The organism is Nocardia sp. NPDC058658 (genome assembly GCF_042716665.1).
Lineage (GTDB): Bacteria > Actinomycetota > Actinomycetes > Mycobacteriales > Mycobacteriaceae > Nocardia.
The window spans coordinates 77,331-102,894 of sequence record NZ_JBHXRR010000021.1 but is presented as its reverse complement, the minus strand read 5'-3'; the positions used below and the strand labels follow the sequence as shown (position 1 = coordinate 102,894).

Sequence of the window (25,564 nt, the reverse complement as noted above, 5' to 3'; positions counted from 1 at the left end):
CGCAACGGGTCAGCGAGCGAGGAAGCCAACCCGGTCGTACACCTGGGCAAGTGTGTTGCCTGCGATCTCCCGCGCCCGTTCGGCGCCCGCGGCCAGAATCCGGTCCAGTTCTGCCTGATCCGACAGGTAGTCCTTGACCTTCTTCTGCACGGGCGTGACGAATTCGACGAGCGCGTCGGCCACCTCGGCCTTGAGATCACCGTAACCCTTACCGGCGAAATTCTGCTCGAGGTCGACGATCGGGGTGGCGGTGAGCGAGCTCAGGATCACCAGCAGGTTGCTCACGCCCGCCTTGTGCTCGGGGTCGTAGCGGATCTCGCGCTCGGTGTCGGTGACCGCCGAGCGCACTTTTTTCGCGGTGACCTTCGGGTCGTCGAGAAGGTTGATCAGCCCGCCGTCGCTGGAGGCCGATTTGCTCATCTTCGCGGTCGGGTCCTGCAGGTCGAAGATCTTGGCGGTGCCCTTGACGATGTGCGGCTCGGGCACGACGAAGGTCTTCTTGTAGCGAGTGTTGAAGCGCTGGGCCAGGTTTCGGGTCAGCTCGAGGTGCTGGCGCTGGTCCTCGCCGACCGGCACCTGGTGCGGGCGGTAGAGCAGGATGTCGGCGGCCATCAGCACGGGGTAGGTGAACAGGCCGACGGTGGCGTTGTCGGCGCCCTGCTTGACCGACTTGTCCTTGAACTGGGTCATCCGGCTCGCCTCACCGAAACCGGTGATACAGCTCAACACCCACGACAGCTCCGCGTGCTCGGGCACCTGACTCTGCACGAACAGGGTGGACTTCGCGGGGTCGATGCCGAGGGCGAGCAGCTGGGCGGCGGCGGACTTGGTGCGCGCGCGCAGCGCCTTGGGATCCTGGCTGACGGTGATCGCGTGCATATCCGGGATGAAGTACAGCGCGTCGTACTCGTCCTGCATCGTCACCCAGTACTGCAGCGCACCCAGGTAGTTGCCGAGGTGGAAGGAGTCGCTGGTGGGCTGGATGCCCGACAGCACCCGCTGCTTACGTTCGGCCGTCGCGGCCGGGGCAGGACTGGACATACCCCGAATCTTTCCATGCCCATCAAGCGGTATTTCGCTGCACCCAGTTGAGCGGATCGACACCGGGCATGCTCGGGTGCCCGGTTCTGATCATGTGCTGTTCGCGGCGGGCCAGTAGCTGGTAGGAGGGGGTGCTCGGTCCGGCGAGGGTGCCCGCCAGGATCAGCGGCGGGGCGAGGTGGGCGGTGCGAATGCTGCGGCTCAGCGCGCGGTTGGCCAGTTCGTCGGAGATTCCCCATTCGATGCCGTACATCTGCCGGATTCGCGGCGGCAGACTGCCCTGGACCAGCAGATACAGCGCGGCCCCTGCCTGTTCGACGGGCGGGCGCAGTCGGTACGCCTTGCGATGGCCCGCGAGATAGGAACCGACCAGCTGCGCCTCGTCGGTGAGGAACAGTTCGGTCGAGTTCAGGTAGCTGTCGAAGTAGCGGCGGAAGGCCGGGTAGTCGGCGGGGGCGGCGTCGCGTGGCATGCCGAACAGCTCGCCCCAGCGGACGTAGTCCTGGTAGAGGTCTTCGCGTTCGGTGGGCGTGAGCGTTCGGACCAGGCGGTCGAACATGACTTCGGCGGAGTCGAAGGTGAAGGCCATTGTCATGAACATCAGGTGCGGGTCGTGCGCCGAGTAGGCGGTGCCGGCAGGGTGGGTGCCGGCGTCCTCGGGCAGGGTGCCGACCACCCTTTCGTGCTTGCGCCGGGTGAAGGCCAGTGCCCGGTCGGCCTCGGCTTTGCTGCCGAGGAACACCGCTTCGAACAGCGCGCCGGTGACGGCCAGTCGCGTGTAGGGCGTCGCCCGGTGTGCGGTGTGCTCGCTGGTTCCGACGAACAGCAGCGGATGCACCGCCCCGATCACCAGGGCCCGCAGGCCGTAGGTCAGCCCGACCGCCCGTTTGCTCATCACCCGCCGGATCATCGAATCGTCGGCGAAATATCCGGGTGCTGTCTGCCGCGTAGCCATGCTGCTTCTCCTCGTCGAGTGCATCTGGCAATAGAATCCTCCAGAATTGATATTCTGGCAAGAGTCTCTACCAGAACACCGCGAGAGGACGGCGGCACGCACAATGGACGCCGTGGCAGCGCAACGGACATACGGTGGCGTTTCGGCGCAGGAGCGGCAGGCGCAGCGGCGCATCGCGCTGTTGGACGCGGCGCTCGACATCATCGCCGCCGACGGGCAGGCCAAACTGACCGTCGCCGGGCTGTGCGCGCAGGCGGGCCTGAACGAGCGGTACTACTACGAGAGCTTTCCGAATCGGGACGCGGTGCTCGAGGCACTTCTCGACCGGATCGCCCAGGAGTTGGCCGCGGCCATCGCCGGCGCCCTCGCCACCGCGGACAACGACAGCCGCGCGCAGGCGCACGCCGCGATCGGCGCCGGTATCGCGGTGCTCACCGACGACCCGCGCAAAGGCCGCGCCGCCCTCGTCACCAGCATGGCGACACCGGAACTGCGGGCCCGCACCGCGAGCACGGTCAGCGGGTTCGCCCGCCTGGTCGCGACCGAGGGCACCGGTTTCTACGGTGCGACGGCCCCGGAACCGATCGTCGACTTCCGGGCGCTCTACCTGGTCGGCGGACTCGTCCAGACGCTGACTGTCTGGCTGGCAGGCGATCTCGGACTCACCCGCGCGGAACTGGTCGACCAGATCACCGAGGTCTTCGTACTCCTCGGCGACGACCTGGCCGACCGATACCGCTGAGCGCCCTCGACCGCTAGCCGATCGGGCACATACCGCCGCAGTAGGGCTTCGACGACGACCCACCTTGCATCCAGCCGATCAGACCACCGTAGGTGCCGATGACCGACGCCAGGTCCGCCGAACCCGCAACCGGCACCGCCTGTGCCGCGCTCACGCCGCCGACCGGGACACACGCGTCGAGCATGATGCCGTCGCACTCGGCGGCCGAACCGGTCGACAGCGCGCGCAACAGGTGCCCGACCAGGTCGCTCGAACCCGTGGACGCGTCGGCGACCACCCGCACCTGCTCGGGTGCGGGATCGGCGACCGCCATCCCGGTGGTTGCCGCCATCATCGCGGCGAATACGCCCGCGCCGACCAGTATTCGCTTCATCCAACTTCTCCTCACAGGCAACCCGGCGGCCGCACCGCGAAGAATGTTGTCGAATCCGGACAGACGCCGACAGACATCAATTGCGGTGGCATCGGAAATCCGGCGGTGGGCTCGCTATCGACGTGGACGCTTGCGCAGCAACAGGATCACGATGCCGAGGGCGATGATCAGGGCGAACGCGATGACCGCGATGCCCGTCACGAGCGGGGCGGTGGAGTTGTCGTCGTCCGCGGCTTGTGCGGGCGCCTTCTCGGGGGACGAACCGGTTTCGGCGGGCTCGGTCCGGTAGGTGGGGCCCGGCTCGGGCGTTCCGGTCACCACCAGCTCCAGCTCGATGGGCACGGGGCGGACGGCGCCGCGGTCCTGCACGGTCGGGGCCGCCTGCACGGCGAGGTAATACCAACCGGCCAGGGCGTTCTCCGACACCTTCTTGTCCGAGGCGTCGCGGTTGCTGTAGCGGATTTCGGGGGTGGCCATGGCATCCTTGTTGTCCGGCACGGTATCCGGCGAACCGTTGTAGGACGAGAAGTCGTGGTCGACCTCCTTGCGATACGGGCTGTACAGCGTGGTGGTGACGACCGAGACGTTGTCGAGGCCGCGACCCGGTGTCTCGAGGAAACGCACCCGGTAGGCCAAACCCTGACCCCAGTCGAGTTTCACCTTGTAGAACACGAATTCGCCGCGCTGCAAGGTGTCGCCGTAGACGCCGGACCCGTCGAGCGGGGTCGCCACGTTGAACGAGCCGCCACCGGTCACCGGTTGCACGGGCGTGGTCGGCGCGGTGAACGGCACCGGCGCCGGTTCGGCCGCCGGGCCCGCGTCGGTGACGCCGGGTTCGACCGTGACATTCAGTTCCAGCGGCACCGTCGCCGGTGCGCTGTCGGCGACCCCGGCCCATTCCACGGTGAAGTAGTACCGGCCGCCGCCCTTGCACTTGTCGGTGCGCGCGGTGCCGTCCTTCGGCACGGTCGCGCCGGTCCAGGTCGAGCTGACCGTCAGCGCGACGCCGTCGTTGGATCGCACGGCGTTCTCGTTTTCGAAGGCGTGGCAGTCGGTCCCCTCCGCGCCGAATACCCGCAGGTACAGGCTGTTGTTCGCCCGCTCGGGATCGTCTTCGGTGAGCGGGAACGACACCGTGCCGCTGAAGTAGGCGGTGGCCCCTTCGGGAACGTCGACGGCGTAGTAGCGCGGCTTCTTGTGGCCGATGGTGTCGAGGTACTGGCCCGGTACGACCGCCGGTGCGTTCTGGTAGCCGTCGGTGCCTTCGACGGGTGTGCCCGCCGACGCGTATTCGCGCAGCGCCGCGGTGCTCACGCGGGGCAGCACCTGTTCGAGGGCTTTGCCGTCGGCGGCGTCGGTGTAGGTGCCGCCGGTGGTTTCCGCGATGCAGGTGAGTTGGGCGGCTTCGGTAGCCGCGCGGTGAAGACAGTAGGCCGACAGATCTCGCCGCGGGAGCCGTCGATTCCGGTGGCGCCCACGCCACGCGGCGGCACCGATGTACCCGGCAGGGGGATTCAGACCGACAACGCGACCGCGCCGAAAGTCTCCGGATCACCTTGCAGGACAACGCGAAATGCCACGTCACGACGGGTCCAATAGGCGGCGCAGTCGCGCATGGCCTCGTCGAACCACGCTCGTTCGGTGGGGTCGGCGGCGAGCAGGTCCGCGGCGGTGCGCACCACGGCGACATATCCGGGGGCGTCGCCGACGAAATCGTCCAAGTCGCGCAGACATTCGTCGAAGGCGTCCTTGTTGGCGCCGAAGTAGTACGGGAACTGGAAGGCCGCGGCGAACTCGTCGAACAGTTCCGCCACGGTGCGCATCTTGGCGCCGCGCAGCTCGCGCACCCGGTAGTCGGCGGGCGCGTCGTAGCGGACGCCGCTGAACTGGTTGGCATCCACCGACAACGCGCCGAGCACCGGCGCCGTGGTCGCGGCGGGCGCCTCGGCGTCGGGACGAGCGAGGAACTGCGACAGCGTCATTCGCGAAGTCATCAGCGCATCCTTGTGAAGGTTTCGTAGTGGTCGCCGGTGTACCAGGCCGAACCGTCGCTGCCGGTGACGATGCGTTCGGCGTCACGACCACGGTTGCGCTGCTTGGGATTCACATCCCACTCCTGGTACTTCACCGGGTTGCCCGCCGAATCCTTGGGCGGCAGTTTGGTTCCGCGATTCATGAACTGCTCGCCGCCTTTGGTGCCCTGCGCATTGGCCGAACCCGGCCAGCGACCCGCATCGATCTCGACGAGGGTGACATAGGCGCGATCGGGCACCCCCGCGGACTTGGTAACAGGCGACGAATTACCCGACGGCGCACCAGGTTTCGGCGCACCGACACTCGTGGTGACCCCGGCGACCGCCTTCGTGGTGGTCGTGGTGGTGGCGCCGTCGGTACCGCGACCGCCGAACAGCGTGAGCCCGATGGCCGCCAACACGAGAACGAGTCCACCGAGCAGGCTGAGAGTCTTACGTGAGAGTTTCATCGGTACTGGACTGTAACCGGCGCGTGGTCGGACCAGCGCTGGTCGTAGGCGTCAGCGCGTTCGACGACGGCCTGTTTAGCGCGCGAGGTCAGTTCGCCGAGGGCCAACTGATAATCGATCCTCCACCCGGAGTCGTTGTCGAAGGCGCGGCCGCGGTAGGACCACCAGCTGTAGGGGCCCGCGACGTCGGGGTGCAGGGCGCGCACCACGTCGACATAACCGGCGGCCAGGAGTTCGGCGATCCAGGCGCGCTCCTCGGGCAGGAAGCCCGCTGACTTCTGGTTGCCCTTCCAGTTCTTCAGGTCGACCTCGGCGGGAGCGATGTTCCAGTCGCCGCTCACCACGAACTCGCCGGTGCGCGCCTTCAGGTAGGCGCCGAGCTCGGCCATGAAGCGGTACTTCGCGTCCTGCTTGGGGGTGTTCTCCTCGCCCGAGTGCACGTACACGCTGGCCGCGGTGATGTCGCCGAAATCGGCCTCGATGTAGCGGCCCGATGCGGCGAACTCGGTGCTGCCGAATCCGATGCGCACGGCGTCGGGGGCACGCCGGGACAGAATGCCCACACCCGCCCGGCCCTTGGATTCGGGCTCGGCATGTGAAAGTACCCAGCCCGCGTCGAGTGCGGGGGCCAACGCGGTCGCGGTCTGCGCGTCGGTCGCTCGGGTCTCCTGTAGGCAGACGATGTCGGCTTCGGTCGCCGCCAACCAGGCCAGCATGCCCTTGGTCGAAGCGGCGCGGACCCCGTTAACGTTCACAGTTGAGAGGATTATCGGCACCGTACGACCGTACAATGCTGGTAGGGATGCTCCCCCGGACACTGCCGTCCAGGAAGGGGTGATTGACGATGACGTCACGCACCGCCAAGTCCACCGCCCGCCCCGCGCCGGTCGCGGCGCTGCACATCGGGTCCGGCGACCCGGTCCTGCTGTTGCACGGGTTCCTGCTCTCGCCGCACTGCTGGGAGCAGGTCGCGCAGCGGATGTCGGCGCATTGCGAGGTGTACGCGCCCGCGTTCGCCGGGCACTGGGGTGGCCCGAAGGTCGAGGGCTGGGCCCTTGACGTGTACGCACTGGCAGATCAGATCGAAGACCAGCTCGACGAGCTCGGCTGGCGCACCTGTCACATCGCGGGCAATTCACTCGGCGGCTGGGTGGGCCTCGAACTGGCGCGCCGCGGCCGGGCCCGCACGCTCACCACGATCGCGGCGGCGGGCGGGTGGGCTTCGCCGTCGCTGAGCCAGATCAGGATCGGCATCAAGTTCGCCTCGTTGATCCCGTTCATCGAAATCGGCAAGCGGCTCGGCGACGCGGCGGTCAACAACGCGCTCGTGCAGCAGGCGGCCGCGATGCTGGTCTCGAAGCGCACCAGCGCGGTCGCCCGTCGCGACCTGGCGGCCATGCTCACCGCGGCCCTACACTGCGACGCGATCCTCCCGCTGATCCTGGGCAGCCTGCGGGCACCGGGCATGGACGATCTCGGCGAGCTGAGCACCCCGGTCCGGATGCTGCTCGCCGAGTACGACCGGATCATCCCCAACCGCGTGTACGCCACCCGTTACCTGCGCGAACTGCCCGAGTCGGCGGATCGGATCGTGGTGCACGGGGTCGGCCATGTGCCGATGCTCGAAGCACCGGACCGGATCGCCACGCTGATCGCCGAGCACATCTACGCCAGCCGCGGACATCTGCGCGCGGTGTGAAATCCTTACCGCGACAACACTGTTCGCGGCCACACCCTCACCGCCGAGCCTCATCCAGGCTCGGTGGTTTTTCGTGCGCACGGGCCAGCTCTCACCGGTGACCCCGGTCACCATGGGGCGTGCGTAACAGCGGCGTAACGGATCGGAAAATTCGTGTCTACATCTATGCACCACCGTCTGTGAGTCGCCGATTTCGAGCGGCAGCGGATGAGGGAGAGAGGGAAATGGCCGGAGCAGATATTGCCGCCAAAGAAACACTCGAGGACTACACGCTGCGTTTCGCCCCGCGGAGCTACCGCAAATGGAGCCCCGCGGTCGTCGGCATTTCCGCCCTCGGCGGCATCGCCTACCTGGCCGATTTCGCGATCGGCGCGAATATCGGCATCGCCCACGGCACCGGAAACGCCCTGATCGGCATCGGTATCTTCGCCGTGGTCGTGATGCTCACCGGTTTTCCGCTGGCCTATTACGCGGCGCGCTACAACATCGATCTCGACCTGATCACGCGCGGTAGCGGTTTCGGCTACTACGGCTCGGTGATCACCAATATCGTGTTCGCGTCGTTCACTTTCATCTTCTTCGCGCTCGAGGGTTCGATCATGGCGCAGGGCCTGTTATTGGGCCTCGGAATTCCCTTGTGGATGGGCTATTTGCTGTCCACGGTGATCATCTTCCCGCTGGTCATCTTCGGGATGAACACCCTGGCGAAACTGCAGGTGTGGACCACTCCCCTGTGGCTGCTGCTGATGGTGGCGCCGTTCGGGTTCCTGTTGCTCAACCACCCCGATTCGGTCGGTTCGTTCTTCGCCTACGGCGGTAAGGACGGCCAGGGTGTGAGTGTGTCCGGTGCGCTGCTGGCCGCCGGTGTGTGTCTATCGCTGATCGCCCAGATCGCCGAGCAGATCGACTACCTGCGCTTCATGCCGCCGCGCACGCCGGAGAACCGGGCCAAGTGGTGGGGCTGGATGCTCCTGGCCGGTCCCGGCTGGGTGCTGTTCGGCGCGGCCAAGCAGGTCGTGGGCCTGTTCCTCGCGGTGTACCTGATCGCGAATCTGCCTGCGGCGCAAGGCATCGCGAACCAGCCGGTGCACCAGTTCCTGGAGATCTACAAGGACATGGTGCCGGGCTGGCTTGCCATGACCCTCGCGGTGGTGCTGGTGGTCATCAGCCAGGTCAAGATCAACGTGACCAACGCCTACTCCGGCTCGCTGGCCTGGACCAACTCCTACACCCGCGTCACCAAGACCTACCCGGGTCGCCTGGTCTTCCTGGTGGTGAACCTGGTGGTGGCGCTGATCCTGATGGAAGCGAACATGTTCGACTTCCTCAACAGCATCCTGGGCTTCTACGCCAACTGCGGCATCGCCTGGATCGTCACCGTGGCCACCGACATCGCGGTGAACAAGTACCTGCTCAAGATCTCGCCGAAGGTCCCGGAGTTCCGTCGCGGCATGCTCTACGACTTCAACCCGGTCGGCCTGGTCGGCTTCGGGCTGTCCTCGGTGCTGTCGATCATGACCTTCTTCGGCCTCTTCGGTGAGCTGCTGAAGCCGTACTCGCCGGTGGTCGCGGTGCTGGTGGCCTTCGTCGCCACCCCGCTCACCGCAATCGCCACCAAGGGCAAGTACTACCTGCGTCGCACCGACGACGGCATCGACGTGCCGATGTTCGACGAGCACGGCAACCCCGCGGGTGATCTGCTCCCCTGCCACGTCACCGGCATGGAATTCGAGCGACCGGACATGATCGCCTCGGCGGTGCCCGGACCCGAGGGCGAAATCCAGTACATCAGCTCGCTGGCGCTGTCCACGGACAAGCACGGCAAGCACCTGCTGCCCCCGCAGTGATATTGGAGCGCTGGCGCGCTCGAGTTCGCGGCCCCTTGTGTCCCGTCGATCAGGCACCGTTGCTTGCTCCTTCGTCGCCTCGCAACGGCACCTGATCGACGGGACGGCCGCGAACCGCCGCTGCGCGGCGGACCCTCCTCGAGGTCGGGTCGTGCGGGGCGAGTATCAGACCAGCTTTCGGACGATCGGGGTCGGTAGCGCGCGCAGCGCATAGCCCAGCGGGACCCACGGCCAGGCGGGAACGTACGCCTTCGCGCGACGCTTCTCGATCGCGGCGACCATGGCGCGCACACCGGTTTCGGTGTCCACCATGAACTTCGGCGGATGCTTGACCTGGTCGTTCATCTCCGAGCGGATGTAGCCGGGATAGATCACCGACACATCGACGCCCGGAATCGCCTCCATGCGAACACCTTCGGCCAACGCCGCGACGCCCGTCTTGGTGGCCGCGTAGGTGGTGAGTTGCTTGGGCATGCCGCGCACGGCGGACAAAGACGAGATCATCACCAGGTGACCGCGGCCCTGCGCACGGAAGATCTTCAACGCCGCCTCGCTCTGGGCAAGGGCGGCAATGAAATTCACCATCGCGGTCTCGCGATTGGCTTTGTGCAGCCCGGTCCCCAGCGGCGCGCCCTTACCGAGACCCGCGTTGATGATCACCCGGTCGATGGTGCCGAATTCCTCGGCGAACTCGTCGAAGACGGTGAACACCGCCGCGTCATCGGTGACGTCGAGTTGCTTCACCGAGACGATGCGATCAGGGTGTGCGGCCAGGATCTCGGCGCGCAGTTCGTCGAGTCGCTCGGTCCGCCGAGCACACAGGCCCAGGTCATAGCCGAGCGCGGCGAACTGGCGGGCCATCTCGGCGCCGAGGCCAGAACTGGCGCCGGTGATCAGAACGGTGCCCCGGCTCACGACGGCACCGGGGTTCGGGGAGTTACTCGCGATTCCATGTGCTCACGCTAGCGACTACGCGGCGGCGATGACCGAAGATCCCCCGCACGACCCCGAGCGGCCAGGACGGCAACAGCGCGTCGGCATGCCGATACCCGATCCCACTGCTGCACCGTCTGCCGCTGAGCGCCCGGCAGCAGGTCCGCCTCACTCAGGCGGACCCGGAGTGCTGCCGGTGGACGTCAGCGGGTCGCGACCAACCTCGCCGCGTTGGCCGACACGTCGTCGCCCGCTTCGTTGGCCGCGAGTTCGGCGTGGACGCGGTCGTAGTAGCGGTTGATCTCGGTGTTGGCGGTCTCCTCGGTCCAGCCGAGCAGGGGTGCGATCAGACGGGCGATCTCGGGGGCGGCGGCGAGGCCGCGGTCGGGGACCTCGATGGAGATGCGGGTGCGGCGGGTGAGGATGTCGTCGAGGTGCAGGGCGCCCTCGTGGGTGACGGCGTAGACGATCTCGGCGGCGATGTAGTCCGAAGCCCCCGGAATCGGGTGGCGCAGTGCGGGGTCGTCGGCGATGAGGCCGAAGATATCGGTGCTCAGCGAGCCGTAGCGGCCGAGCAGGTGCTCGACCACGTCGACGGGCAGTCGCTGCGACACCGCCATGGTGTTCACCTCGGCGAGCATGTCGAAGTAGCCTGCCGCGCCGACGATGGGCAGCTGCGCGGTCGACGACGCGGGCACCTCCCCACCCAGGCGCGCGGCGGCGGCGTCGACGACATCGGCAGCCATCACCCGGTAGGTGGTGTACTTGCCGCCCGCGATCACGAACAGGCCGGGCGCGGGTTCGGCGACGGCGTGTTCGCGCGAAAGCTTCGAGGTCTCCTTCGTCGCACCGGTCATCAGCGGACGAAGACCGGCGTAGGTGCCGACGATGTCAGCCCTGGTCAGCGGCTTGCGCAGCAGCGAATTGACGTGGTCGAGGATGTACTGCACATCGGCGGCGGTGGCCGTGGGGTGGTTCTTGTCCAGCGACCATTCGGTGTCGGTGGTGCCGATGATCCAGTGTTCGGCCCACGGGATCACGAACAGGACCGACTTCTCGGTGCGCATGATCATGCCGGTGTGCATGTTCAGCCGGTCGCGCGGCACGAGGATGTGCACGCCCTTCGACATCTGCACGTGGAAGGGGAAGTCGACGCCGGTCATCTTGATCATGTCGTCGGTCCACACACCGGTCGCGCTGATCACCGTGCGGGCCCGAATGGTGTGTGCCAGACCGGTTTCCATGTCAACGACGCGAGCACCGACGACCTTCTCGCCGTCGCGTTCCAGGCCGATCACCTTGGTGCGGGTCAGCACCGTGGCGCCGTGCTCGGCGGCGGTGCGGGCGATCATCATGGTGTGGCGGGCGTCGTCGACCTGCGCGTCGTAGTAGCGGATGGCGCCGGTCATCGCGTCCTCACGCAGCGCGGGCGCGAGTTCCAGTGCGCCCGAACGTGACAGGTGCTTGTGCATCGGGACGGTGCGCGCGCCGCCGAGGGTGTCGTAGAGGGCGATGCCCGCGCCGATGTAGGCGCGTTCCCACACCCGGTGCTGCAGCGGGAACAGGAACGGCACCGGGTGCACCAGGTGCGGTGCGAGCGTATTCAACAGCAGCCCACGCTCTTTGAGTGCCTCGCGCACCAGCGCGAAGTCCATCTGCTCCAGGTAGCGCAGGCCGCCATGGATGAGCTTCGATGAACGACTCGAGGTACCGGCGGCGAAATCCCTTGCCTCGACCAGGGTTACGGACAGGCCACGCGAGGCGGCGTCGAGGGCGGCACCGGCACCGGTCACGCCACCGCCGATGACCAGCACGTCGACCTCGGCGGCATCGAGCATGCCGATGGCCTTCGCGCGGTAGGTGGGGTCCAGTTGCACAGACACGATGATCTCCTCTTCGAAAATATTGGGGTAACTCAGATTTCGGCCCAGTCGAGCGTGCGCTCGACGGCTTTGAGCCAGCGGCGATAGCCGTGTTCGCGTTGTTCGTCGGACCAGCTCGGGTACCAGCGGACGTCCTCGGACCAGTTGTCGAGCAGTTCGTCGGTGCCGGCCCAGAAGCTGACGGCCAGTCCAGCGGCGTAGGCGGCGCCGAGCGCGGTGGTCTCGGCGACGACCGGCCGGGAGACCGGGACGCCGAGCAGGTCGGCCTGGATCTGCATGGCCAGCTGGTTCACGGTGACGCCGCCGTCCACCCGCAGCGTCGCCAGTCGCACACCGGCGTCGCGCTGCATGGCCTCGACCACGTCGCGGGTCTGGTAGGCGATGGATTCCAGTGTGGCCCTGGCCAAGTGGGCGTTGTTGCTGTAGCGCGACAACCCCACGACCGCACCGCGCGCATCGGGTCGCCAGTACGGCGCGAACAGACCGGAGAAGGCGGGCACGAAGTACACGCCGCCGGAATCGGCCACCTGACTCGCGAGATCTTCGATCTGCGCGGCCCCGGCGATGATGCCCATCTGGTCGCGCAACCACTGCACCGCCGAGCCGGTGACCGCGATCGAGCCCTCCAGCGCGTAGGCGGGCTTGTCGTCGCCGAACTGGTAGGCGACGGTGGTGATGAGGCCGTGGTCCGAGCGGACGATCTCCGTGCCGGTGTTGAGCATCAGGAAATTGCCTGTGCCGTAAGTGTTCTTGGCCTCGCCGGGCTGGAAGCACACCTGCCCCACACCCGCGGCCTGCTGATCACCGAGCACACCCGCGATCGGCACCGTGCCCTTGAACGGGCCGTCGGGTTTCGTCGTCCCGAACAGTTCCGGGTTCGACGACGGTGCGATCCTCGGCAGCATGGCGCGCGGGATGCCGAAGATCGCGAGGAGTTCGTCGTCCCAGTCCAGGGTTTCGAGGTCCATCAGCATGGTGCGCGAGGCATTGGTGGGGTCGGTGACGTGCACGCCGCCGGTGAGGTTCCAGATCAGCCAGCTGTCCATGGTGCCGAACAGGGCATCGCCGCGCTCGGCGTCGGCGCGCACGCCCGCGATGTTGTCCAGGATCCACTTCAGCTTGCCGCCGGAGAAGTACGGCGCGGGCGGCAGGCCGGTCTTCGCGCGGATGAGCGCGCTGTGGCCCGCTGCGTCGAGGTCGGCGATGATGCGGTCGGTGCGGGTGTCCTGCCAGACGATGGCGTTGCCGTACGGGCGGCCGGTGCGGCGATTCCAGACCACGGTGGTCTCGCGCTGGTTGGTGACGCCGATGGCGGCGAGGTCGTCGGCGGTGAGATCGGCGAGCGAGAGCGCGGTCTTGACGACGGTGCGGGTGCGTTCCCAGATCTCGTCCGGATTGTGTTCGACCCAGCCGGGGCGCGGCATGATCTGGGAATGTTCGAGCTGATGGCGGGCCACCACGGTGCCATCGTGATCGAAAACCATGAATCGCGTCGAGGTCGTGCCCTGGTCGATCGCGCCCACATAGCGGTTCATCTGCCCGTCCTTCCTCCGACCTCACCATTGAGTCCGTCTGCCGGGCTTTCGGCCCGAAACCCACGCTAGGAACCGGAGCGAGGGCACGCCACACCTACCGTTCGACAATGCTGAACGGTGGTAGGTTCGGGGCCATGCCTGGTCCGATCCAGTCGATCGAACGCGCTGCCGCGGTGCTGCGTCTGCTCGCGCGCGGGCCGGGGCCGCTGAGCGTCGGCGAGATCGCGACCGCGCTCGACCTGGCCAAACCGACCACACACGGCATTCTGCGGACATTGCTCGGGGTCGGGTTCGTCGCTCAGGACGAGAAGACCGGCAAATATCTGCTCGGCCCCGCGATCGGTGAGCTCGGTACCGATCGGCTCGATGTGAACGAGTTGCGTTCGCGGGCGATCCACCGGGCCGACGCGCTCGCCTCCCGGTCCGGGGAATCGGTGCGCATCGCCGTGGCGCGCGAGGGGCGAATCACGGTGATCCACCACGTGTTCCGGCCCGACAACACCGAGCAGGAGTTGACGGTGGGCGAGGTGGTGCCCGCTCATGCCACCGCGCTCGGGCGGGTCTTGCTCGCCTATGACGTGGCGGCGAAACCCGGTGCGCTGGAACGCTTCACCCGTCGCACGATCAGTGAACCGGCCGAACTCGACCGGGCGGTCGCCGAGGTGCGACGGACCGGCTGGGCGGGCGAAATCGGGGAATTCCATCCCGACGAAGCGGGAATCGCCGCACCGATTCGCGCCAGGGGCGGGCTGGTGGTGGCGTCGATCGACGTCTCCGGTCCCACCGATCGACTGTGCGACAACCGGTTACAGATCCGGCCCGCCTTGATCGATCAGGTGGTGGCTGCCGCCGCGGCTATCCATCGCGACCTCAGCGTGACGCAATGAATACCTTCTTCGCCGATCCCGCGATCGGCGCGGTCACCGACCCGACGCGCACCGACGAGAGCGAGCGCCGATGACACAACGCTATGTGCTCGCCATCGATCAGGGCACCACCTCGACCCGCTGCATCGTCTTCGACCAGCACGCCCGCCTGGCAGGCATGGCGCAGCGGACGCAGCGTCAGCATTACCCCAGGTCGGGATGGGTGGAGCAGGACGCGCTCGAGATCTGGCGGACGGTCGAGCGGATCGTGCCCGCGGCGCTGCGCGATGCCGGGATCACCGTCGACCAGGTGGCCGCGCTCGGGATCGCCAATCAGCGGGAGACCACTGTCGTGTGGGATCGCAACACCGGGTTGCCGGTGCGGTTGGCGATCGTCTGGCAGGACGTGCGGACCGAAGAACTCGTCGAAAGGCTGCGGAAACAGCCTGGGGCCCAGCGTGTTCCGGAACTCAGCGGCCTGCCGCTGGCCACCTACTTCGCCGCACCCCGGCTGTGCTGGTTGCTCGACAATGTCGAGGGGCTGCGCGCCAAGGCCGAACGCGGCGATGTCGTATTCGGCACCATGGAGTCCTGGCTCATCTGGAACCTCACCGGCGAGCACGTCACCGACGTGACCAACGCGGGCCGCACCCTGCTGATGAACCTGGCCACGCGACAGTGGGACGAGGAACTGTTGCGGTTCTTCGACATTCCCCGCGCCATGCTCCCCCGCATCGAAGCATCGACCGGCGATTTCGGCACCGCCCGCACCGTCGTGCCAGGGGTGCGGATAGGTGCCGCCCTCGGCGACCAACACGCGGCCCTGTTCGGCCAAACCTGTTTCGCCCCAGGGGAAACCGAGTGCACCTACGGCACCGGCGGCTTCCTCATGATGAACACCGGCACCGAACTGATCCGCTCACAGCACGGTCTGCTCACCACCATCGGCTACCAGGTCGGCCCCGAACCGGTCTACGCGCTCGAAGGGCCCATCGCGGTCACCGGCTCCCTGGTCCAGTGGCTGCGCGACATCGTCGGCCTGATCGCCACCGCCCCCGAAATCGAAACTCTCGCAAGCACAGTCGACGACAACGGCGGCTGCTACCTGGTCCCCGCCTTCTCCGGCCTCTACGCCCCCCACTGGCGCAGCGACGCCCGCGGCCTGCTCATCGGCCTCACGTCCTACGTGACCAAAGGCCACCTGGCCCGCGCCGTCCTGGAAGCCACCGCCTGGCAGACCCGTGACGTGGTCGAAGCGATGAACGCCGATGCGGGCCTCAAAGCCCAATCCCTGCGCGTAGCAGGCGGAATGGCCGCCAACAACCTGCTCATGCAAATGATCGCCGACGTCCTCGACACCCCCGTGATGCGCCCCCTCGTCACCGAAACAGTCTCCCTGGGCGCCGCCTACGCTGCGGGCCTGTCCGTCGGCTACTGGCCCGATCTCCAAGGCCTACGCCGCAATTGGCGAGTAGCCGCCCAATGGAACCCCTCCCCCGACCGCGCCCTCCGCGACGAGGAATACGAACGCTGGCAACGAGCCGTCCAACTCAGCGTCGGCTGGGCTCGCCCGGCAAGTGGCCTGGACAACCGGAATCCGCCCGCCACCCGGCGATAGCGACCACCACCGGCCCCTTCAGGCATCCGCACCCGCACCGCGCCCGGCCGCGAGGTTGGTGGCGAAACGAGTGATATCGGCGGCCACTCCGGGATGCGCGCGTGGGTGCGGTGATTCGGTGGCTGCCAGGCCCAACACTGTCGCGAGGGTGTGATCGACGATGTCGGCGGCGTCGGACAGCCCCCAGGCCCGCCCCTCGGCGATCAGATGTGCGCGGGTGATCGCATGATGGCGGTATTCGCGGTCGACGGCCAATGCCATTTCCCCGTCGTTGGGCTGATGCGCTTGGGGAACGACGTCATAAGCGGGCGCGAGACCCACCGACCCATCGGGGTGGTGCAGCAGCGAGATGTTCTTCGCGTGCATATCCAGATTGCCGATGGCGACGGCGAGCGTCGTCATACGCATCAGCTGTGCCACGGCCGCACGGTCCCCGATCGCCGACAGGACTCCGGCGATACGCGCCCCGCTGACCCGACCACCGAATTTCTGGTACTTCTGATCCCCGCCCGCGCCGAGCACCTGACTGAAATCCTCTTGGTGAATGCGGCAGGCAGGGGCATCGGGTGCGCGGTCGTACCGCTCGATCACCAAGGCGGCGACGCCGTCGAACTCCCGTATTTCGGTGCCGAACGCGGCCAATCCGACGGCACGCGCGAACCGCGCACCGTACTCCTCGTCGTAGATCACCGTGGGATGGGCATGTGACTCCGGCTTGAGAATGTGTGTGGACGGATAGCCGTCGATCACCCGGTGCCAACCGTTCGCCGTGTGGGCCAGCACGATCTTGTCCTGCACGCCTGCCAGCGACGTCTTGCCGCCGACAGGCTTGTTACCCAGCGGATTGGCGTGCACATCGGTCAGCAGAGCGGCCACGTCCGCATCGGCGAGTTGTTCCAGCGCAGGGTCTTTCGGCTCACCGGGGACATCGGGATCCCAGATCTGCAGCGCGCCCGCGACATCACGTCCATACCGTCGGAGCAGCCCGATGACGTCACGTTCGGACAGATCGGCCTCGACGGCCATCCTGGCGAGCATTCGCCCCTCGGGAAGAAGCTCTCGAAAGAAATTCTGCCGCCGGTCTTTTCGCGGACGGGTCGCGATCACCGCCAACGGGATCGACATCGACAGGATGGTGGCATCGATCCCGAACTTGTCGACCGCCCCCGGATCTGCGATGAAGTCGAAATTTCGCCAGGTGCCGACGATCGTTCCGATGCGGGTGTCGTACAACTCGACGACGAGGTCAGCCACGATCGCTCTTCGGCTCGATCGTGGCGGTGAGTTCCATGCCGGTCTCCCGCATCATGGCGAACAGCCGGTCGGTGTAGATCGATGGTTTGCCCGATTCGATTTCCCAGATGTAGCGCTGCGTCGTGCCGAGTCGCTCGGCGAGGTCGCGCTGACTGAACCCACTCAGCAGACGTGCTTGTTGGAGGATTCGGCCGAGCGATTCCGCACCGGTCACTTTTCCCGTGTACGCCACGACACCTCCTTGACTACTATTCAGTAGTCAAGATACATGACTACCTTTTAGTAGTCATTCGACACGACTACGAAAAGGTAGTCATGATGAGACCCTAGCTCGATGCGGGACGGCGTTGAAGGACGACGGTCAGGGTGAAGAGGAGGACACCCGCCACGGCGAGGAGGGCGCCGATCATGGCGGGGGCGGTGTAGCCCATGCCTGCGGCAATGACGAGGCCGCCGAGCCAGGCGCCTGCGGCGTTGGCGATGTTGAGGGCGGCGTGATTGAGGGCGGCGGCGAGGGTTTGGGCGTCGGCGGATACGTCCATGAGGCGGGTTTGCAGGCCGGGGGCGAGGGCCGCGCCGGAGGCGCCGACGAGGAAGGCGCCGATGGCGGCGGTGATGGGGTTGTGGGCTGCCAGGACGAAGCCGGCGAGGATGACGACCATCGCGATCATGGCGATGAAGATCGAGCGGTCGACGCCGCGGTCGGCGAGGATGCCGCCGCCGATGTTGCCGACGATCATGCCCAGGCCGAACAGGGCCAACACGATCGGGACGGCGCCGATGGGCATGCCCGCGACGTCGGTCATGGTGGTGGCGATGTAGGTGTAGACGGCGAACATGCCGCCGAAACCGATCGCGCCGACGGCAAGGGTGAGCAGCACCTGCGGGCGGCGCAGGGCGCCGAGCTCGGTCATCGGGTTGGTGATCTTCATGCTGGTCAGGGCGGGCACGAAGCGCCACAGGGCGGCCACCGTCGCCAGGCCGATCACGGTGACGACCACGTAGGCGTCACGCCAGCCGAAGTGCTGGCCGAGCCAGGTCGCCCCCGGCACCCCGACCACATTCGCCACACTGAGCCCCAGCATCACCGCGGCCACTGCTTTGGCCCGCTGCCCGACGGGCGCGAGGGTCGCGGCGGCCAGCGAGGCAACACCGAAGTACGCGCCGTGCGGCAGCCCGGAGACGAAACGAGCGAGCACGAGGGTGCCGAAAGTCGGCGCGAGCACGGTCCCGATATTGCCGAGGGTGAACGCGGCCATCAGAACGATCAGCAACTTCTTACGCGCAACCCGCGCGCACAACGCGGCGATCAGCGGCGCACCGACAACGACCCCCAACGCGTACGCCGACACCGCGTGCCCGGCCGAGGGCTCGGAGATGTCGAAGGCTCGCGCGATATCGGGCAGCAACCCCATGGTCACGAACTCGGTGGTCCCGATCCCGAACCCACCCAGCGCCAACGCGAGCATCGCCGGGACGTGCCACCTGGTGCGTGGCTCGTCGAGGCGATCGGGGGCTGCAATGGAAGAAGTCACGCTTCCATGCAACGGGCACGGGTACCCATCCGCTACCCGAGAGGACCGTGAGTTGCCCCACCCCGAACGAGAACGACCCGGCAAGCCACCCACTGATCTCGCGAGAACATGGGTAACTCACCGGGTCGAGCAAACCTGACCACCGCTTGCTCCGCCGGCCGCCGACGCAGGTCTCACGTCACTCGAGTCCGGCCTGAATACGCGGAGAGGCGGAGGAGTTCCGCGGTTCAGCGCGGAACGCAACACATCACTTCAGAGCACGAGCCAGGTTCACATCGAGCGCACCCAGGAATTCCTCGGTGCTCAGGTAACCCTGGTCCCCACCGACGAGCGCGGCGAGGTCCTTCGTCATCTGACCACCCTCGACGGTCTTGATGACCACATCCTCGAGCGCCTGCGCGAAGCCGATCACCTCGGGGGTGTTGTCCAGCTTGCCGCGGTGCTCGAGCCCACGCGTCCACGCGAAGATCGACGCGATCGGGTTGGTCGAGGTCGGCTTGCCCTGCTGGTGCTGGCGGTAGTGCCGGGTGACCGTGCCGTGTGCGGCCTCGGCCTCGCAGGTCTTGCCGTCCGGGGTGAGCAGCACCGAGGTCATCAGGCCGAGCGAGCCGAAGCCCTGGGCCACGGTGTCGGACTGCACGTCGCCGTCGTAGTTCTTGCAGGCCCAGACGTAGCCGCCCTCCCATTTCATGGAGGAGGCGACCATGTCGTCGATGAGGCGGTGCTCGTAGGTGAGGCCCGCCGCGTCGAACTCGGCCTTGAACTCGGCGTCGAAGACTTCCTCGAAGGTGTCTTTGAACATGCCGTCGTAGGCCTTGAGAATGGTGTTCTTGGTGGAGAGGTACACCGGGTAGTTCTGCTGCAGGCCGTAGTTGAACGAGGCCCGCGCGAAGTCCTCGATCGACTTCTTGAAGTTGTACATACCCATGACGACGCCGCCGTCTTCGGGCATCTTCACGACCTCGTGCACGATCGGCTCACTGCCGTCTTCGGGCGTGAAGGTGAGCGTGACGGTGCCCGCCTCGTAGACCTTGAAGTCGGTGGCGCGGTACTGGTCGCCGAAGGCGTGACGGCCGATGATGATCGGCTTGGTCCAGCCGGGCACCAGGCGGGGCACGTTGGAGATGATGATCGGCGCGCGGAAGATGGTGCCACCCAGGATGTTTCGGATGGTGCCGTTGGGCGAGCGCCACATCTTCTTGAGGCCGAACTCTTTCACCCGCGCTTCGTCGGGGGTGATGGTGGCGCACTTGACGCCGACGCCGTACTTCTTGATGGCGTTGGCCGCGTCGACCGTGACCTGGTCGTCTGTCTTGTCGCGGTACTCGATACCGAGGTCGTAGTACTCGAGGTTCACGTCGAGATAGGGATGGATCAGCTTGTCCTTGATGAACTGCCAGATGATCCGGGTCATCTCGTCGCCGTCGAGTTCTACAACGGTGCCTTCAACCTTGATCTTGGACATGGATCTTCGTGTCCTCCTCGGTGGGTGCCCTTATTGCACGGCCAGGCGAACACGCTTGTGAGCGGACCCCAGCTATTCCAACAAACCGTATATGCCCCGCGGTGGTTGCGGGACGTTGTGGTGCAAACATGACGAGCGTACTGCTAGGTGTTACCTCACCGCGAGGGGAGGGCGAACTGTGCGATACGCGCGCGAGGAGCCCTCACTTTACCCATCACGCGCCAACGGTCCCGCGCGGCCGAGTGGGCTGCGCGGGACCATTGGGTCGAACTCAGACGGCGACGGGGACCTGTGCCAGGCGTTCGTCACCTTCGATGAGATTCTCCGGCTTGTCGCGGATCATCGCCGCGATCACGACGGCCGCGACCAGGAAGAAGCCGGCGCCGATATAGAAGGCCACGTCATAGCTGTAGATGGAGGCGCGTTCGACGAGGTGGTCGACGGTGGGGTTGTCGGTGGCGTAGTTCTTGGCGGCCTGCACCGACAACGTGGTGAGCAGGGCGGTGCCGACCGCACCGCCGATCTGCTGGGCGGCGTTGAGCAGCGCACTGGCCACCCCGGAGTCCTCGTCGGCGACCTGGTGCAGCGCGACGGCCTGCATTCCCACGAACAGCGGCCCCATGCCGAGTGCCATCAGCAACTGCGGGCCGAGCACGCTCGCCGCATACCCGTCGCCGTAGCTCAGCTGCGCCAGCCACACCAGCCCGGCGACACCGAGCAGCGCGCCGACCACCATCAGCGGGCGCGGCCCGAACTTGGGCATCAGCGAACTGGTGATGCCCGCCGCGATCCCGATCCCCACCGGGAACGGCAGGAACGCGATGCCGGCTTTCAGCGGCGAATAACCCAAGGTGTTCTGGTAGTAGAAGCTCAGGAACAAGAACATGGCGAACATCGCGATGGGGATGAGCAGCGCCGCGATCAAGGCCCCGCCGCGATTGATCTCACCCGGAATACGCAGCGGCAGTAGCGGATTCGCCGAGCGCGCCTCGATGACGACGAAGGCGATCAACAGCGCGAAGCCGACCCCGAGCAGTCCGAGGGTACTTCCGGTCAGCCAGCCGTCCTCGGCCGCGCGACTGAATCCGTAGACGATCGAAATCAAACCGAAGGTCACCGTGACGGCGCCGGGCAGGTCGTAACCACCGGTCCGCGGCACCGGAATATCGCGCACGATCACCGCCAGCGCACCGACCACCGCGATGAGCGCGATCGGGGTGTTCATCAGCAGCGTCCATCGCCACGACGCGAACTCGGTGAGCGCGCCGCCCACGATCAGACCGAACGCGATACCGCCTGCGGTGATCCCGGCGAACACCGCGAAGGCCCGGGCCCGTTCCTGCACATCGGTGAAGATCACCGACAGCAGCGACAGTGCCGCCGGCGCGAGCAGTGCGGCGAACGCGCCCTGTAGACCGCGGCCGACGAACAGTTGCGCCCCGGTCTGCGCGAGTCCGGCCAGTGCCGACGCGGCGGCGAAGCCGACCAGCCCGATCAGGAAGATCCGGCGTCTGCCCAGGTAGTCGGCCATCCGTCCGCCGAGCAGCAGCAGGCCGCCGAAGATCAGGGTGTAGGCGGTGATCGCCCACTGCTTGTCGCCCTCACTGATGCCGAGGTCGCGTTGGGCATAGGGCAGGGCGATCGTGATCACGGTGGCATCGAGCACCACCATCAACTGGGCGGCGGAGAGCACGATCAGCGCCCACCACCGCATCGAATTCTGTTGATTGTCAACATGTTTCGCTTGTAGTTCGGTGCCGGTCACCAGGACTCCTCGTCGCTCGATCAGGTTCGTCCAATACTGGCACCACACGACAATTGGCGTCAAGAGAAAAATGTCTGAACGCGCCAATTGGCAGGTATCGACAGATGGAACGGGCAGCGGGGTAGACTGGTGACATGCTGGATTCGACCTCTCCGATCAGCGTTGACCGGACCGCCGAACCGGCTGGCGAGGCGCCGCTGGGCCTGCGCGAACGCAAAAAGCTGCAGACCAAAGCGGCGATCGTCGCGATCGGGCTCGACCTGTGCGATACGCAGGGCTTCGACGCGACGACGGTCGAGCAGATCGCCGCGGGCGCCGACGTGTCCCCGCGCACCGTCAACCGGTACTTTCCGCTCAAGGAAGACATCGTGCTCGCCCCGATCGACGATTTCGGGGTCACCGTCGCCGCCGCGCTGCGCGCCCAACCCCCTGGCAACGAACTGCAGGCGCTGTGCGGGGCCTACCTGCAGGTGATCCATGCCGAAGTGGGCGCCGACGGCGTGCGTTTCCTGCGCCAGTTCCTGCAGATGCAGCGGATCATGCGCGCCAGCCAGGCGGTGAACGCGCGAGCGTTGGAGTACGCGGAGAAGAAGAACGTCGCGGTGTGCTCGGAGCTCGCGGACCGGATGGGAACGGCGCCGGACGACTTCATGGTCCGGTTGGTGGCGGGCACCTGGCAGATGCTGTGTCACATCTCGATGGCCGATGTCGAGGAAGCGCTGCTGCATTCGACGCCCCAGGCAGCGGTGCGGGTGACCCGCGACGCGATCCTGCGCGCCTATCACGGCCTGCGCCACGTCTGCGGCGCACCGGTCGACGACACGCCCGGCCTCGGCACACCGCCCGACGAGTGATCTTCGGCGGGAAATGCGGGGGAAGTTTCCGCGGGCGGTGGATGTCCGGTTAACATGTCGGCAAGGTCATGAGTACCAGCGCCAAGCCCCGGCTCGCTGGTCGGCAACCCTCCAGCTGCGGTGGGGTGCTCCGGGTGATGACCGGGCTCTCGAAAGTCGAGAGCAAGCGCGCATTGCAGGAGGCCCCCATGTGTTGTTGCCAGTCGATCCGACCCAGTTGACGAGATCCCCCCGGCTGACACCCATTTGGAGCACGACATGACTGACTTTTCCCTGCCCGAGAACTGGTCCTTCGAGACCAAGCAGATCCACTCGGGCCAGGCCCCCGACGCCGCCACCGGCGCGCGGGCCCTGCCGATCTACCAGACCACCTCGTACGCCTTCCGCGACACCGATCACGCCGCCGCGCTGTTCGGTCTCGCCGAGCCGGGCAACATCTACACCCGGATCATGAACCCCACCCAGGACGCGGTGGAGCAGCGCGTGGCCGCCCTCGAAGGTGGCGTCGCGGCCCTGCTGCTGGCCTCGGGCCAGGCCGCGGAAACCTACGCGATCCTGAACCTGGCGAGCGCGGGCGACCACATCGTGTCCAGCCCACACCTCTACGGCGGCACCTACAACCTCTTCCACTACTCGCTGCCCAAGCTGGGCATCACGGTCTCGTTCGTCGAGGACCCCGATGACCTGGCGCAGTGGGAAGCCGCGATCCAGCCCAACACCAAGGCGTTCTACGGCGAGACCATCGCCAACCCGAGCAGCGCGGTGTTCGACATTCCCGGCATCGCCGGTGTGGCGCACGCGAACGGCCTGCCGTTGATCGTCGACAACACCGTCGCGACCCCGTACCTGATCCAGCCGCTGGCCCACGGCGCCGACATCGTCGTGCATTCGGCGACGAAGTACCTGGGTGGGCACGGCGCGGCCGTTGCGGGCGTGATCGTCGACGGCGGCACGTTCGACTGGACCGTGCGCGATGCCGACGGCAACTCGCGCTTCCCCGGTTTCACCGAGGCCGATCCGAGCTACCACGGTGCGGTGTTCGCCGATCTTGGCGCGCCCGCGTTCGCTTTGAAGGCGCGCGTGCAGTTGCTGCGCGATCTGGGCGCGGCGGTGTCGCCGTTCAACGCGTTCCTCATCGCCCAGGGCATCGAGACGCTGAGCTTGCGGGTCGAACGGCATGTCAGCAATGCCGAGACGGTCGCGAAGTTCGTCGCCGAGCAGCCGGGTGTCGACGCGGTGTTCTACGCCGGCCTCGAGTCCTCGCCCTGGCACGCGCGGGCCAAGGAGCTGGCACCCAAGGGCGCGGGCGCGATCGTGGCGTTCGAGCTGGCGGGCGGTGTCGATGCGGGCAAGAAGTTCGTGGACGCGCTCAGCCTGCACAGCCATGTAGCTAACATCGGTGATGTGCGTTCCCTCGTGATTCATCCGGCGTCGACCACGCACTCGCAGTTGACGCCCGACGAGCAGCTGGCGGCCGGTGTGACTCCCGGCCTGGTCAGGCTCGCGGTGGGCATCGAGGGAATCGACGACATTCTGGCCGATCTCCGGGCCGGGTTCGCGGCGGCGACGACGTGACCGTGAGCACCGAATCGCCGATCGCCCGACCCGGAACCGGGGTGGACCTGTTGCCACCGCCGGACGGGCGAGTCGGCGTGGTCGCCATCGGGGAGGTGGCGCTGGAGAACGGCGCCGTTGTTCCCGATGTGCGGCTGGCGGTGCAACGCTGGGGTGAGCTCTCCCCCGCACTGGACAATGTGGTGCTCGTCGAACACGCGCTCACCGGCGACTCCCATGTCGTCGGTGGGCCCGACGGGGCACCCGGTTGGTGGGAGGGCATGGTCGGGCCCGGTGCGCCGATCGACACCGACGAGTGGTGCGTGATCGCCACCAACGTGCTCGGCGGCTGCAAGGGCAGCACCGGCCCGTCTTCGCTCGCCTCCGACGGAAAGCCTTGGGGCGCACGGTTTCCCGCACTGACCATCCGTGATCAGGTGCGGGCCGAGGCGCAGTTGTTCGAGGTGCTCGGGATCGAGCGGCTCGGCGCGGTGGTCGGCGGTTCGATGGGCGGCATGCGCGTGCTCGAGTGGATCGTCGGTCTGCCCGAGCGGGTCTCGGCGGCGCTCATCCTCGCCGTCGGCGCTCGTGCCACGGCCGATCAGATCGGCACCCAGACCACCCAGATGGCCGTGATCACGGCCGATCCGGACTGGCAGGGCGGCAACTATCACGGCACCGGCCGCGCGCCGATGACCGGCATGGGCCTGGCCCGGCGCATCGCGCACCTGACCTACCGCACCGAAGGCGAGCTGGACCACCGCTTCACCAATCGTCCTCAGGGCGACGAGGATCCGTGGACCGGCGGGCGCTACGCGGTGCAGAGCTACCTCGAGCACCAAGCCGAAAAGCTGTGCCAGCGATTCGATCCGGCCACCTATGTGCTGCTCAGCGAGGCCATGAATCGTCATGATGTGGGTCGCGGGCGCGGTGGTGTCGCCGCCGCGCTGGCGTCGACGCCGGTGCCGTGCGTGGTGGGCGGGGTGGACTCGGATCGCCTGTACCCCTTGAACACTCAGGCCGAACTGGCCGAAGGTCTGCCCGGCTGTGCGGGTTTGGAGATCGTGCATTCCCGTGACGGGCACGACGGATTCCTGACCGAAGCCGCGGCGGTGTCGAAGCTGCTCACCGAGACGATGCGCCTGGCGCGGGAGAACCGCTGA

General features: G+C 66.9%; 23 protein-coding genes and 1 riboswitch. Of the genes, 8 read left to right on the top strand and 15 right to left on the bottom strand.

All coding sequences use genetic code 11. The features are described 5' to 3' along the window. Positions 1 to 9 precede the first annotated feature (9 nt). Positions 10 to 1,041, bottom strand: a complete 1,032-nt coding sequence (gene trpS, locus ACFWUP_RS24615) for a tryptophan--tRNA ligase (protein WP_379238070.1) — start codon at positions 1,039 to 1,041, stop codon at positions 10 to 12. A gap of 22 nt (positions 1,042 to 1,063) precedes the next feature. Then, complete coding sequence (locus ACFWUP_RS24610; protein WP_379238069.1) at positions 1,064 to 1,996, bottom strand: oxygenase MpaB family protein; 933 nt, start codon at positions 1,994 to 1,996, stop codon at positions 1,064 to 1,066. A gap of 103 nt (positions 1,997 to 2,099) precedes the next feature. On the opposite strand from ACFWUP_RS24610, the gene ACFWUP_RS24605 reads away from it, so the two are divergent. After that, entirely contained in the window at positions 2,100 to 2,738 is a 639-nt protein-coding gene (locus ACFWUP_RS24605) for a TetR/AcrR family transcriptional regulator (protein ID WP_379238067.1), read from the top strand. Between the two features lie 13 nt (positions 2,739 to 2,751). Here ACFWUP_RS24605 and ACFWUP_RS24600 read toward each other — a convergent pair whose 3' ends face one another. The 5 genes from ACFWUP_RS24600 to ACFWUP_RS24580 form a co-directional block, all read right to left on the bottom strand. Continuing rightward, positions 2,752 to 3,111, bottom strand: coding sequence for a hypothetical protein (locus ACFWUP_RS24600; RefSeq protein ID WP_379238065.1), 360 nt, complete (start codon positions 3,109 to 3,111; stop codon positions 2,752 to 2,754). Between the two features lie 114 nt (positions 3,112 to 3,225). Next, on the bottom strand, positions 3,226 to 4,425 hold the full coding sequence (locus tag ACFWUP_RS24595) for a hypothetical protein (RefSeq protein ID WP_379238063.1): 1,200 nt from the start codon (positions 4,423 to 4,425) through the stop codon (positions 3,226 to 3,228). A 200-nt stretch (positions 4,426 to 4,625) separates the two neighbouring features. Continuing rightward, the gene (locus ACFWUP_RS24590; RefSeq protein ID WP_379238061.1) at positions 4,626 to 5,105 is read right to left on the bottom strand and encodes a barstar family protein; all 480 of its coding nucleotides are present in this window, start codon (positions 5,103 to 5,105) and stop codon (positions 4,626 to 4,628) included. Beyond that, positions 5,105 to 5,593, bottom strand: a complete 489-nt coding sequence (locus ACFWUP_RS24585; RefSeq protein ID WP_379238059.1) for a ribonuclease domain-containing protein — start codon at positions 5,591 to 5,593, stop codon at positions 5,105 to 5,107. The genes ACFWUP_RS24590 and ACFWUP_RS24585 overlap by 1 nt, the downstream gene beginning before the upstream one ends. After that, positions 5,590 to 6,369 carry an exodeoxyribonuclease III gene (locus ACFWUP_RS24580; RefSeq protein ID WP_379238057.1) on the bottom strand — a complete coding sequence of 260 codons (780 nt, stop codon included), beginning with the start codon at positions 6,367 to 6,369 and terminating at the stop codon, positions 5,590 to 5,592. The genes ACFWUP_RS24585 and ACFWUP_RS24580 overlap by 4 nt, the downstream gene beginning before the upstream one ends. 68 nt (positions 6,370 to 6,437) lie before the next feature. Between ACFWUP_RS24580 and ACFWUP_RS24575 the strand changes: the two genes are divergently transcribed. Then, entirely contained in the window at positions 6,438 to 7,292 is an 855-nt protein-coding gene (locus ACFWUP_RS24575; RefSeq protein ID WP_379238055.1) for an alpha/beta fold hydrolase, read from the top strand. A 224-nt stretch (positions 7,293 to 7,516) separates the two neighbouring features. After that, entirely contained in the window at positions 7,517 to 9,139 is a 1,623-nt protein-coding gene (locus ACFWUP_RS24570; protein WP_379238053.1) for a purine-cytosine permease family protein, read from the top strand. A gap of 165 nt (positions 9,140 to 9,304) precedes the next feature. Here ACFWUP_RS24570 and ACFWUP_RS24565 read toward each other — a convergent pair whose 3' ends face one another. From ACFWUP_RS24565 to glpK (ACFWUP_RS24555), 3 genes are all read right to left on the bottom strand, one after another. Further along, positions 9,305 to 10,054: an SDR family oxidoreductase gene (locus tag ACFWUP_RS24565; RefSeq protein WP_379238051.1), complete on the bottom strand. Its 750-nt coding sequence runs from the start codon at positions 10,052 to 10,054 to the stop codon at positions 9,305 to 9,307. A 221-nt stretch (positions 10,055 to 10,275) separates the two neighbouring features. Next, positions 10,276 to 11,910: a glycerol-3-phosphate dehydrogenase gene (gene glpD, locus ACFWUP_RS24560; RefSeq protein WP_379238119.1), complete on the bottom strand. Its 1,635-nt coding sequence runs from the start codon at positions 11,908 to 11,910 to the stop codon at positions 10,276 to 10,278. A gap of 77 nt (positions 11,911 to 11,987) precedes the next feature. Beyond that, complete coding sequence (gene glpK, locus ACFWUP_RS24555) at positions 11,988 to 13,490, bottom strand: glycerol kinase GlpK (protein WP_379238049.1); 1,503 nt, start codon at positions 13,488 to 13,490, stop codon at positions 11,988 to 11,990. Between the two features lie 134 nt (positions 13,491 to 13,624). On the opposite strand from glpK (ACFWUP_RS24555), the gene ACFWUP_RS24550 reads away from it, so the two are divergent. Then, positions 13,625 to 14,377 carry an IclR family transcriptional regulator gene (locus tag ACFWUP_RS24550; RefSeq protein WP_379238047.1) on the top strand — a complete coding sequence of 251 codons (753 nt, stop codon included), beginning with the start codon at positions 13,625 to 13,627 and terminating at the stop codon, positions 14,375 to 14,377. 70 nt (positions 14,378 to 14,447) lie between these two features. Continuing rightward, entirely contained in the window at positions 14,448 to 15,974 is a 1,527-nt protein-coding gene (gene glpK / locus ACFWUP_RS24545) for a glycerol kinase GlpK (protein ID WP_379238045.1), read from the top strand. A gap of 18 nt (positions 15,975 to 15,992) precedes the next feature. On the opposite strand, the gene ACFWUP_RS24540 is transcribed toward glpK (ACFWUP_RS24545), so the two are convergent. The 5 genes from ACFWUP_RS24540 to ACFWUP_RS24520 all read right to left on the bottom strand — a co-directional run bounded on the left by ACFWUP_RS24540 (position 15,993) and on the right by ACFWUP_RS24520 (position 21,993). After that, complete coding sequence (locus tag ACFWUP_RS24540) at positions 15,993 to 17,228, bottom strand: type II toxin-antitoxin system HipA family toxin (RefSeq protein WP_379238043.1); 1,236 nt, start codon at positions 17,226 to 17,228, stop codon at positions 15,993 to 15,995. Then, positions 17,221 to 17,460 carry a helix-turn-helix domain-containing protein gene (locus ACFWUP_RS24535; protein WP_379238041.1) on the bottom strand — a complete coding sequence of 80 codons (240 nt, stop codon included), beginning with the start codon at positions 17,458 to 17,460 and terminating at the stop codon, positions 17,221 to 17,223. The genes ACFWUP_RS24540 and ACFWUP_RS24535 overlap by 8 nt, the downstream gene beginning before the upstream one ends. Positions 17,461 to 17,554: 94 nt before the next feature. Next, positions 17,555 to 18,697 carry an MFS transporter gene (locus ACFWUP_RS24530; protein WP_379238117.1) on the bottom strand — a complete coding sequence of 381 codons (1,143 nt, stop codon included), beginning with the start codon at positions 18,695 to 18,697 and terminating at the stop codon, positions 17,555 to 17,557. 313 nt (positions 18,698 to 19,010) lie between these two features. Further along, positions 19,011 to 20,228 carry an NADP-dependent isocitrate dehydrogenase gene (locus tag ACFWUP_RS24525; protein ID WP_056818163.1) on the bottom strand — a complete coding sequence of 406 codons (1,218 nt, stop codon included), beginning with the start codon at positions 20,226 to 20,228 and terminating at the stop codon, positions 19,011 to 19,013. A 271-nt stretch (positions 20,229 to 20,499) separates the two neighbouring features. After that, a complete protein-coding gene (locus ACFWUP_RS24520; protein WP_379238039.1) occupies positions 20,500 to 21,993 on the bottom strand; it encodes an MFS transporter in 1,494 nt (497 codons plus the stop codon). Positions 21,994 to 22,127: 134 nt separating this feature from the next. Between ACFWUP_RS24520 and ACFWUP_RS24515 the strand changes: the two genes are divergently transcribed. The 3 genes from ACFWUP_RS24515 to ACFWUP_RS24505 all read left to right on the top strand — a co-directional run bounded on the left by ACFWUP_RS24515 (position 22,128) and on the right by ACFWUP_RS24505 (position 25,564). After that, positions 22,128 to 22,847, top strand: a complete 720-nt coding sequence (locus ACFWUP_RS24515) for a TetR family transcriptional regulator (RefSeq protein WP_379238037.1) — start codon at positions 22,128 to 22,130, stop codon at positions 22,845 to 22,847. 64 nt (positions 22,848 to 22,911) lie between these two features. Then, a riboswitch (SAM riboswitch) is annotated at positions 22,912 to 23,022 on the top strand. Positions 23,023 to 23,105: 83 nt separating this feature from the next. Then, complete coding sequence (locus ACFWUP_RS24510; protein ID WP_379238035.1) at positions 23,106 to 24,422, top strand: bifunctional o-acetylhomoserine/o-acetylserine sulfhydrylase; 1,317 nt, start codon at positions 23,106 to 23,108, stop codon at positions 24,420 to 24,422. Beyond that, complete coding sequence (locus tag ACFWUP_RS24505; RefSeq protein ID WP_379238033.1) at positions 24,419 to 25,564, top strand: homoserine O-acetyltransferase; 1,146 nt, start codon at positions 24,419 to 24,421, stop codon at positions 25,562 to 25,564. Before ACFWUP_RS24510 ends, ACFWUP_RS24505 begins: the two co-directional genes overlap by 4 nt.

Excerpts from the sequence above, each read along its gene's own strand:
- trpS (WP_379238070.1), bottom strand. The coding sequence starts at position 1,041 with ATGTCCAGTCCTGCCCCGGCCGCGACGGCCGAACGTAAGCAGCGGGTG.
- ACFWUP_RS24610 (WP_379238069.1), bottom strand. The coding sequence starts at position 1,996 with ATGGCTACGCGGCAGACAGCACCCGGATATTTCGCCGACGATTCGATG.
- ACFWUP_RS24605 (WP_379238067.1), top strand. The coding sequence starts at position 2,100 with ATGGACGCCGTGGCAGCGCAACGGACATACGGTGGCGTTTCGGCGCAG.
- ACFWUP_RS24600 (WP_379238065.1), bottom strand. The coding sequence starts at position 3,111 with ATGAAGCGAATACTGGTCGGCGCGGGCGTATTCGCCGCGATGATGGCG.
- ACFWUP_RS24590 (WP_379238061.1), bottom strand. The coding sequence starts at position 5,105 with ATGACTTCGCGAATGACGCTGTCGCAGTTCCTCGCTCGTCCCGACGCC.
- ACFWUP_RS24585 (WP_379238059.1), bottom strand. The coding sequence starts at position 5,593 with ATGAAACTCTCACGTAAGACTCTCAGCCTGCTCGGTGGACTCGTTCTC.
- ACFWUP_RS24575 (WP_379238055.1), top strand. The coding sequence starts at position 6,438 with ATGACGTCACGCACCGCCAAGTCCACCGCCCGCCCCGCGCCGGTCGCG.
- ACFWUP_RS24570 (WP_379238053.1), top strand. The coding sequence starts at position 7,517 with ATGGCCGGAGCAGATATTGCCGCCAAAGAAACACTCGAGGACTACACG.
- glpD (WP_379238119.1), bottom strand. The coding sequence starts at position 11,910 with ATGCTCGATGCCGCCGAGGTCGACGTGCTGGTCATCGGCGGTGGCGTG.
- glpK (WP_379238049.1), bottom strand. The coding sequence starts at position 13,490 with ATGAACCGCTATGTGGGCGCGATCGACCAGGGCACGACCTCGACGCGA.
- ACFWUP_RS24550 (WP_379238047.1), top strand. The coding sequence starts at position 13,625 with ATGCCTGGTCCGATCCAGTCGATCGAACGCGCTGCCGCGGTGCTGCGT.
- glpK (WP_379238045.1), top strand. The coding sequence starts at position 14,448 with ATGACACAACGCTATGTGCTCGCCATCGATCAGGGCACCACCTCGACC.
- ACFWUP_RS24530 (WP_379238117.1), bottom strand. The coding sequence starts at position 18,697 with ATGCTCGCGTTGGCGCTGGGTGGGTTCGGGATCGGGACCACCGAGTTC.
- ACFWUP_RS24525 (WP_056818163.1), bottom strand. The coding sequence starts at position 20,228 with ATGTCCAAGATCAAGGTTGAAGGCACCGTTGTAGAACTCGACGGCGAC.
- ACFWUP_RS24515 (WP_379238037.1), top strand. The coding sequence starts at position 22,128 with ATGCTGGATTCGACCTCTCCGATCAGCGTTGACCGGACCGCCGAACCG.
- ACFWUP_RS24510 (WP_379238035.1), top strand. The coding sequence starts at position 23,106 with ATGACTGACTTTTCCCTGCCCGAGAACTGGTCCTTCGAGACCAAGCAG.